Below are 6,716 nucleotides of genomic sequence, written 5' to 3'. Positions count from 1 at the left end.
CGTGACAAAGACGCGAGCAGAGGAGTTCCATGATCCTCAAATCGACCATTACGCTCATTGCCGCTCTCCCCGAAGTGCGACTTTCGAGCCGTGTGACGCCGGCCTCGCGAACCCTTTATGAGGCCACGGCCGGTCCTGTAGACTAACGATACGGCATCGTACGGAATGTGGTGAAGGAATATCGAAAGGAACAACGAATGCACGAGCGTTTCACGCCGGGCATGCTCGTTCGAAACCCGCTCGAGCCCGAATGGGGTGTCGGGCAGGTGCAATCTGCGATTGGCAACCGGGTGACGGTAAATTTTGAGAATGCCGGAAAGCGACTCATCAACAGCGAACGCGTCTCGCTCGAGGCGATTGGTGATGACCGATGATGGGGTGCTGAAGGATGGCGACCGAGACGCTGCCGTCGCAATGGCGCGCACGGGTGCCTATGCCTGTTCCCGGGGTGGTGCTCTACGCCCCCGGCAGCCCCAAGAGCCAAGTGCTCTTCGCCTTTGCACGCGAGCTTCGCGCTCGTGGTTGGCGGACGAGAGGGGTCGTCGTCGACACGCTTTATAACAATGCGGGGCAGAAGTCCGGGCTTGACCTTATTGACATTGCAAACGACTCGCGATTGCCCTTGTCGCGACCCGACACGAAGGGCATTACGATCGGGCGTTGGGTGCTCGATCCGGCGGTATTGGCCGAAGGCGACGCGCGCATTCGACAGGCGGTGGCGGAGGGTGCGGATTTCATTGTCGTCGACAAGTTTGGCCCCCTCGAAAGTGGCAGCGGGGGATTCATGTGCGGGCTCCGCGCCGCTCTTGGCTCGAATGTCCCCCTGCTCGTTGCACTGCGCGGTGAGTTTCTCGGTGGTTGGGATGGTTTTGCGGGGCTCCAATCGGTTATGGTTCGTCCCGACATGGCCTCGCTGTGGCGCTGGTGGGGCCCATATCGACTTTATGAGGAGCTTGCCCGAGGTGTTGCGGACGAGCCGGCGCGACGGGTCCTCGTTGGCATAAATTGGACACTCGTCGAGGGGCCACTCGGATGCGGCCTCGCCCACAGCCCGGCACGCGATGCACCCGGTTGCCGCCCGCTAGCGGACCCCGGGCGCTTTGCAGGCCAAAGTCTGCGCATGCTTGCACAATTGGCGACATCCTGGAACCCGTTCGAGGCAGGGATCGGCATCGCCGCTATCAACGCTCACTACAATAGGCGCGATCTCGTCGGCGCCAGCGCGAACGGTCTGGATCTCTTCGCCGAGACGACAGGACGCAAGTTCGTCATCGGACGGTTCCCGGAACTTTCCACGCGTATTCCGGCCGCAATCGTGCTGGAGCGAGTGCCCGGACCGGGCGATCTTCCCGCTCACGCTGCCGATTGGGTCCTTCCGGAGGCCGATGCGATCGCAATCACATCCTCGGCGCTCGGAAACCTTACGCTTCCTCATCTTTTGGACCTTCGGCGCGACGCCCGCGTCGCCCTCGTTGGCCCGGGCACTCCGTTAACGGGGCGACTTCATGCATACGGTGTCACGTGGCTTTCGGGCTTTATCGTCGAGGATGCCGGGCGCGCGGCCAGCATCGTTGCCGAAGGGGGTGCGACCAAAGCCCTCAAGGCATGCGGCCGGCGCGTCACGCTTGTCGCGGCCGGTGAGGCGGGCGACACAGCGAGTGCCACCATAGCCGGGCATTTTGGCATGCAATAACCGACCGACGGAATATAATGTAATTTCAATGCGTTGAGTCCTGCCACATGGGTGACGATGCCGGATAAGGCATTCGCAGCGGCGTCAATCCAACGCAAGGGTGGGGATTATCCAAAACGGCCCTTGCCGAGTGCCGCCCGCCTCGCCTTTCCTGAGCGGCCATGCTATGCATGCGCCGTTTTTGGGCTAATGCCGCGCCCCGGCCGCCAGGATTGCAGACGATGAATCAAAGAGGCGAAATCAAGGGCTTCTCCCATCCATGAAGTTGAGCGAGATTGCAACCGCCCTCAACGCGCGCCTCCTCGGCGACGGCACAATCGAGATCGACCGACCAGTCCATCCCGCCGATGCGGAGGGACCGCGTGACCTTGCGCTCGCCATGGACCCAGCGCTAGTCGCACTTCTCGATGGCTCGCCCGTCCGGGCCGCCGTGGTGCGCGATCAGCAAAAGGTTCCAGCGGGCCGCCTCGACGGATGCATTGTCGTCGGGCGCTCGCGCTACGCCATGTCTCGCTTGCTTGATATCTTCAACCGGCCCCCCCATTTCGCTCGCGGGGTGGACAAAATGGCGGTCGTCGCCGCCGGCGCCACGCTCGGCGAAGACGTGTCGATCGGGCCATTCTGCTACGTAGGCGCCAATGCAAAGATCGGCGACCGCACGATACTCATGGCGAACGTCACTGTGGGCGCTGAGGCGATTATCGGGCATTCCTGCCTTTTTCACGCCGGTGTACGCATCGGCGAGCGGGTTGCTGTCGGAAACCGCGTCATCATCCACCATAACGCGAGCATCGGGGCCGACGGATTCAGTTTCGTCACGCCGGAGCCTGGCAGTGTCGAGTCCGCCAAGGCGACAGGGAACGTCGAGGGGACAAACCGTGAGATCGTGCGGGTCAATTCGATCGGCACTGTAATGCTGGGCGATGACGTAGAAGTCGGCGCTTGCTCCGCCATCGACCGCGGAACGGTCAGCGCCACGCGGGTGGGCCGCAATACGAAGATCGACGACTTGGTCTTGGTCGGACATAACTGTGTCATCGGCGAGAATTGTATGCTATGCGGTCAGGTCGGCATCGCGGGCAGTTCGGTGATCGAGGATCGGGTAGTGCTTGGCGGGCAGGCAGGCGTGGCGGATCACGTCGTCATAGGAAGCGATTCGGTCATCGCCGGGGGGACGTTGATCGGCCACAATGTGCCGCCGAAATCAATTCTCATGGGTTATCCGCCGCTGCCGAAGAAGGAGACATTCGAAATGCTCTACAACGTGAGGCGGCTTGGCCGGCTTGTGCACGACGTCGACAAGCTGAAGGAGCAACTCAATCACCTCAAGAAGGGTGGGTGACGAGGACAGCCAAAAAGGACGAGGCGTCGAATAGTTAGGGGATGCGTACATGGCGAACGTAGAGAAAGACGTGCTGGATATTATAGCGAAACAGGCAAATCTCGATCGAGGCAAACTCAATCGCGACGCCAAGATGGCCGAACTGGACATCCAGTCGTTGGACGTCGTCGAAATCATTTTCGCGATCGAAGAAAAGTTCGACATTACCGTGCCGTACAATGCTAACGACCCGAGCGGCGTTGCGGCGGGCGTGTCATTCAATACGATCGGCGACGTTGTGGATGCGGTTCAGAACTTGGTCAATGAACAAGCTGCGGCCAAATCGGCGTGATCGACCGCGGCGGCAATTCTTGATGCACTCCTACCAGTACCTAGACGCGCCCTCATGAACAGAGTCGTGGTGACGGGCCTCGGCGTTTTCTCGGCGCTGGGCAAGACAACGGCGGAATTCGAAGCGGCATTGCGAGCAGGCCGAAGCTGCATCGCGCCGCTGACAGTCGTTTCAACCGATGCACTTATTGTGAAGGTGGGCGCTGAAATCCGGGATTTCGAGCCGGCGCGTCACTTTACCGAAGCCAAGCTCGCGCTGCTCGATCGATTTGCCCAATTCGGCTTGATGGCGGCGCGCGAAGCGATTGCCGACAGCGGCGTCAATTTTCGGAGCGGACCCGGCCATCGTACCGCTGCGATCATAGGTTCGGGTGCAGCGGGGCAAACGACCCTCGACGAGAATTACTTCAAAATTTACGCGCAGGGCCAAAAGCGGCTGCATCCCTTCACGATCCCGAAGCTTATGATCAACGCGCCGACGAGCCACATCACCATGGAACATGGCATAACCGGTCCATCGTTCAGCGTTGCAAGCGCCTGTTCCTCGTCGAATCATGCGATCGGTGTAGCGTTCCACATGGTCCGCAGCGGTGCTGTCGATATGGCCGTGACCGGAGGCACCGAGGCGACTGTCACCATCGGCACGCTCAAGGGCTGGGAGGCCCTGAGAGTCATGGCCCCTGACACATGCCGCCCCTTTTCCAAGGACCGCAAAGGTATGGTACTCGGTGAAGGTGCGGCGATCATGGTGATCGAGCGCCTCGACAGCGCCAAGGCGCGCGGGGCCAAGATCTATGCGGAAATCTCTGGCTTCGGTTCGACCTCGGATGCAGGCGATATCGTGCTTCCATCGGCGGAAGGTGCTGCGGGCGCGATGCGCGCGTGCCTCGCCGACGCCGGGCTCAATCCCGAGGAAGTCAACTACGTCAATGCCCATGGAACAGGCACCACCGCCAACGACGTGACGGAGACCAAGGCAATCCACATGACGTTCGGCGCCCACGCAAAGAAACTCATGGTGTCCTCGACAAAATCGATGCATGGCCATGCCCTGGGCGGGGCGGGCGCAATCGAACTTGCGGCGACAATCGTTGGCTTGCGGGGGGATTTCGTTCCGCCGACTGCGAATTTCACCGAGGCGGACCCTCAATGCGATCTCGATTATGTGCCGAACGACGCGCGTGCCGCAAAAGTCGGAGCGGCAATTTCCAACTCCTTCGCCTTCGGCGGGCACAATGCCGTTCTGGCGGTAAAGCGCTTCAGCAGCTAGATCCGCGCATTCCCGACATCGAATGAAGTGGCCAGATGTTCGAGCGTCCTATTGAAGGCGCGGCTTCTTCAGAAACTCGTCGCGGTCGGCGGAGCCCACTTTGACTTTGAAAGTGTCGCCCTCGCGCGAGAGCGTGAGCGGAATTGCCGTACCCGCCGGGCCAAGCGCCCAGATTTTGCGATACAGATCGGCAAGTCCGCTGACTCGCTGATCGGCGACCGCAAGGACATGATCACCAGGCCGAAGTTCGGCGCGATAGGCGGGCCCGCCGCGCGCAAGACTGACCACTGTCGGTCCCTCGTCGCTCTCGGTTGTGTACATGCCGAGCCACGGTCTCGGCGAGCGGTCGACCTTGCCGAGTCGCAGAAGGTCGTTGAACACGGTCTCGAAATAGTCGATCGGCACGATCATGTTGCAGTCTACTTGCTGACCGGATTCGGCGACTCCTTGCACAAGGAGCGAGCCAATACCGAGGAGCCGTCCGTCGCGGTCGATAAGCGCTGCCCCGCCCCAATGGGGATGAGCGGGTGCCGTAAAAATTGCCTCGTCGAGAAGATATTCCCAATACCCCGCAAATTCGCGCTTCGCGACAATTTGCGAGGAAAGTGCGCGCCGGTTCCCGCCGTGGCCGGCAGTGATCACCTCGTCACCCACGCGAGCGGTCCGCGCGCTGCCGCGCTGCAGCGCCGGCACGCCAAGGCGGCCGAGCGGTTGCACGAGGCCAAAGCCCGTCACGTGGTCGTAAGCCAGCACGTGCCCCGGCACCGCAGTGCCGACGCTTGTGGTAAGCCAGATCGTCTCGGCCTCGGCAATCAAATAGCCGATCGTGAGCACCAGTCCATCGTCGCGAATGACGACACCATTGCCGTCTCGCTCCGTGCCGAGAATCGATGCCGTAAACGCGTCCTCCGGCACCTCGGTGCGCAAATGGACGATCGAGCCGAGCGCCCGGTCCAAATCGAATTTCGTGTGCCCGGCTTTCGGCCGAACCTCGGCCGGCAACTCCCAATCACGTTGTGGCGTCACGTTCCTCTTCCTCGGTTCCGCCCCAAGCGCGGTCGGTCATTACGCGACAAGGCGGCGAGTTTGGCAACCCTAATTGCCGTAATATCAGGAATGCTTGCCGTCGTGCATTTCGCGTCCAAGGGCCAAGATTGACGATACGCGACCATCAACTCAAACGCACGGTATATGCAAACGCGCTCAATTGCATGCCGCCCGAGTAGAGTCCTAAGCGAGCGGATTCATCACGTGCGTCTTGAACGGCTTTCGTTCCGTGAGTCGCGCATACCATGCCGAAAGGTGCCGCAATGCGGGACGCTCGATCGGCAGGACAAACCAACGATACGCTTGAATTCCAAGTGGAATATCCCCGAGTGAAAAGCCGTCGCCACTCATATATTTGTTTTTGGCGAGATGGCCGTCGACTATCTCCCACTGTGCGGAGGCGCGTTTTCGCGCGGCTTCGATCTCTGCCATGTCGCGCTTTTCCGGTGGTGTGCGGATGTAACCGAAGAAAATTGGCGTCATTGCTGGCCCAACATGCCCATTGTGCCAATCCATCCAACGCTCAATCAGCGCGGCTTCTTTCGGATCCTGAGAATAGAGCGAATATTTGCCGTATTTGCGGGAGAGGTAACGGATGATCGTATTGGATTCCCACAGGACGAAGTCGCCGTCCTCGACCGTCGGGATGAGCCCGTTCGGATTGAGTGCCCTATATTTTGGGCCGTCGTTGCCGCCGAAGGGACCGCCGATATCGATGCGATCGAATGGAATGCCAAGCTCGTCGCAGCACCATAGAACCTTCTGAACATTCGAAGACGTCTTGCGTCCCCATATCGTGAGTTTGGTCATAGCCGGACTCTCCAAGCGCCACTATATTCCTGTCGTCTCGGTAACCATCAATAGTGAGTACCGCGGCCGACATCAAGCGAACTTGATTGACTCGGGCGCCACAATGAGTGAAGCACGGCTTAGGACCGAAATTTGGATTCAGGCGTGCGTGCGTCGCAGCAGCGCGAATGGCATTGCGGTCATGATCGTTCATAAGGGCGATCCCGCGCGCGGCAGTGTGATGG

General features: G+C 60.4%; 7 protein-coding genes. 5 read left to right on the top strand and 2 right to left on the bottom strand.

The genetic code is table 11. The features are described from left to right. The first annotated feature begins 197 nt into the window (after window positions 1–197). The 5 genes from VEJ16_05360 to VEJ16_05340 all read left to right on the top strand — a co-directional run bounded on the left by VEJ16_05360 (window position 198) and on the right by VEJ16_05340 (window position 4,635). Window positions 198–374: a DUF3553 domain-containing protein gene (locus VEJ16_05360; GenBank protein ID HYB09079.1), complete on the top strand. Its 177-nt coding sequence runs from the start codon at window positions 198–200 to the stop codon at window positions 372–374. 14 nt (window positions 375–388) lie between these two features. Beyond that, the gene (locus tag VEJ16_05355; protein ID HYB09078.1) at window positions 389–1,693 is read left to right on the top strand and encodes a DUF2478 domain-containing protein; all 1,305 of its coding nucleotides are present in this window, start codon (window positions 389–391) and stop codon (window positions 1,691–1,693) included. A gap of 259 nt (window positions 1,694–1,952) precedes the next feature. Next, entirely contained in the window at window positions 1,953–3,035 is a 1,083-nt protein-coding gene (gene lpxD / locus VEJ16_05350) for a UDP-3-O-(3-hydroxymyristoyl)glucosamine N-acyltransferase (protein ID HYB09077.1), read from the top strand. Window positions 3,036–3,084: 49 nt separating this feature from the next. Further along, window positions 3,085–3,366, top strand: coding sequence for a phosphopantetheine-binding protein (locus tag VEJ16_05345; GenBank protein HYB09076.1), 282 nt, complete (start codon window positions 3,085–3,087; stop codon window positions 3,364–3,366). A 54-nt stretch (window positions 3,367–3,420) separates the two neighbouring features. Next, window positions 3,421–4,635: a beta-ketoacyl-[acyl-carrier-protein] synthase family protein gene (locus VEJ16_05340; GenBank protein ID HYB09075.1), complete on the top strand. Its 1,215-nt coding sequence runs from the start codon at window positions 3,421–3,423 to the stop codon at window positions 4,633–4,635. Window positions 4,636–4,683: 48 nt separating this feature from the next. Here the strand turns inward: VEJ16_05340 and VEJ16_05335 are convergent, their stop codons facing one another. Together VEJ16_05335 and VEJ16_05330 are read right to left on the bottom strand one after the other, a co-directional pair. Next, window positions 4,684–5,661 carry a S1C family serine protease gene (locus VEJ16_05335; protein ID HYB09074.1) on the bottom strand — a complete coding sequence of 326 codons (978 nt, stop codon included), beginning with the start codon at window positions 5,659–5,661 and terminating at the stop codon, window positions 4,684–4,686. Between the two features lie 204 nt (window positions 5,662–5,865). Beyond that, on the bottom strand, window positions 5,866–6,492 hold the full coding sequence (locus tag VEJ16_05330; protein ID HYB09073.1) for a glutathione S-transferase family protein: 627 nt from the start codon (window positions 6,490–6,492) through the stop codon (window positions 5,866–5,868). Window positions 6,493–6,716 lie beyond the last annotated feature (224 nt).

The sequence above is a fragment of the Alphaproteobacteria bacterium genome (genome assembly GCA_035625915.1).
Classification (GTDB): Bacteria; Pseudomonadota; Alphaproteobacteria; order JACZXZ01; family JACZXZ01; genus DATDHA01.
This window is presented reverse-complemented; position numbering and strand designations above follow the sequence as displayed.